This is a genomic window from Escherichia sp. 94.0001, assembly GCF_013369155.2.
GTDB classification, from domain to species: Bacteria; Pseudomonadota; Gammaproteobacteria; order Enterobacterales; family Enterobacteriaceae; genus Escherichia; species Escherichia coli_F.
Genome location: NZ_JABWMS020000148.1, coordinates 1 through 1,988 on the forward strand (window position 1 = coordinate 1; position 1,988 = coordinate 1,988).

General features: G+C 40.6%; 2 protein-coding genes. One reads left to right on the forward strand and one right to left on the reverse strand.

The window, feature by feature from the left end; translation table 11 throughout:
• Positions 1 to 263: alpha/beta hydrolase-fold protein (locus tag HEN33_RS24740; protein WP_242460324.1), on the forward strand; the 263-nt coding region annotated here is incomplete at its 5' end.
• A gap of 141 nt (positions 264 to 404) precedes the next feature.
• Here the strand turns inward: HEN33_RS24740 and HEN33_RS24745 are convergent.
• A complete protein-coding gene (locus tag HEN33_RS24745) occupies positions 405 to 1,529 on the reverse strand; it encodes a nucleotide disphospho-sugar-binding domain-containing protein (RefSeq protein WP_183083501.1) in 1,125 nt (374 codons plus the stop codon).
• Positions 1,530 to 1,988 lie beyond the last annotated feature (459 nt).

The following is a 1,988-nucleotide window of genomic DNA, read 5'->3' on the forward strand; positions in this document are numbered from 1 at the left end:
CTGAGAATAATACCTCCTGGGTAAGTGAGCAGATACTTTCAGCGCCTCCGAAAGATGTAAATATCCGACTTGGAGTCGGTTCTTTAGAAGGTACAACCGTCTCACATGTTCAGCGATTGCATCATTCGTTAATCGCAGCTGGTTTGGAAAGTAACCTCACTGTCTATACCGGTGGTCACGATTATGCTTGGTGGCGCGGAGCAATTATTGATGAATTAGCAAATCATAATTGCAGGATGGTATCAAATAATAACTCTGTGTAAAATATCGTTTTATCGTCCGATAACTCTTTCTGCAATATTATTATGGGAGACTGTCTCATTTATTTAGTGATGTCCTTCATTTATGTGATGAAGGACATTATATTACTCATAACATTTCTCGTTGAAAATTTCAGCAATACGCTACAATTGTTTCCCGTTGTTTTTTAATTTTCTCATCAAAACCTCTGCGATCTCTGCAGGAGTGGGTTGTTCAGCCATTTCAGCGGCTACCTGATCTGAACAGAAGCGTAGTGAATCATCATAAAGCAGGCGATTTACCAAATCACTGGTCAGTCCATGCTTGTCCGGAATAATCCCACACCCACGCTTCGCAACAATTTCTGCATTAACAGAGCGATCTGCACCTTCTCCAAACACAATCTGTGGTATTCCACTATACAGCGCTGTCAGGGTATTACCTGCGCCACCGTGATGAATAAATCCATCAGCTCCATTAAGGAATACACCCATAGGTATCCAGTCAACCAGACGTACATTTGATGGTAGTTTTCGTAATCCAGTACGAGCATTTATTGCAAGTTGCAAAATGATATCAGCATCAACTTCATTTGCTGAATCCATAACCCATGAAATCAGCTCCAGACCATCAACCATTGGTTTTACAGTGCCAAGGCTGATGAGTAAACGTTTCCGATCAGAATCCCTGTCCCACCATGTTTCCTTTACAGCACCTCCGTTATAAGGAATATATCTCATTGAGATAACCGGTTCTCCAGCATTTTTAAGAATGCTCATACTTGGGGGAGCAACATCAATCCATGCTAAATCACATAGTGGACCGCTGACTCCATGCCGCCTGTAAGCATTGCTTAAAGAACGGTTTAACATCTGAATATGGGCAGATGTATGCGCGAATCCAACAGCCAGCATCACTGAAGGAATTCTATATTTAGCAGCAACCAATGGGCCTGCCGGACCAAGCGGGGGATAGACTATTAAATCTGGCCTCCATTTTCCTGCAAAATCGATGAGGTTATCTGCCATTTCATCGCTAAAAAAAGAGAAATGACCAATAATATTACTTTTTTTCCTCAACTCTTCCTGATGGCGATATCCAGCCTCTGAATCTAAACCTGGAACTGCATCAAAAACAACCAGTCCAGCTTCTGCTGCTTTATTCGCGAATTTGCCAGCGCTACTAATTACTACATCATGTCCGATTACACGAAAGGCCTGAGCCAGAGAAATCAATGGGTATAACAAACCGTACAGCGGAGGGCCAATAAAAAGAATACGTTTTCGCATTAAAAAAGTCCGTCTTCTGCTTACCTGTTTATTTTTCTATCGCTAAGAAAACATAATTAATATTATTTTTATGTGAGCTTATGCACAAAAATAACAAAGTATCTTATCTTCTGGTAGAGATACAGGATACAGTTTGTAGGAGCTTTCTTTTTTTGAACAATGATTTGCAGGACAGTTATGCCAACCTAGCAGAATCAGTATCACAACAATAAATGACAGATCATACCTGAAATTTGAATTAACAGGCATCATGAATGTCAATAGTCTAAGCGGTTACTACTTACATCGCTTGCATAAATACTAAACACTGACTAGAAAAGTATTGGATAACCCCGTCACTAAAAGTAACACTTCGGTTATTTGCTCGGAATGTATCAACGCCAAGATTGTTAGCCGTTACGCCTTATATCACTGGCGCTGACAAATGTTTCTTTTCTAATTTACTGAACCGGCGCAGAC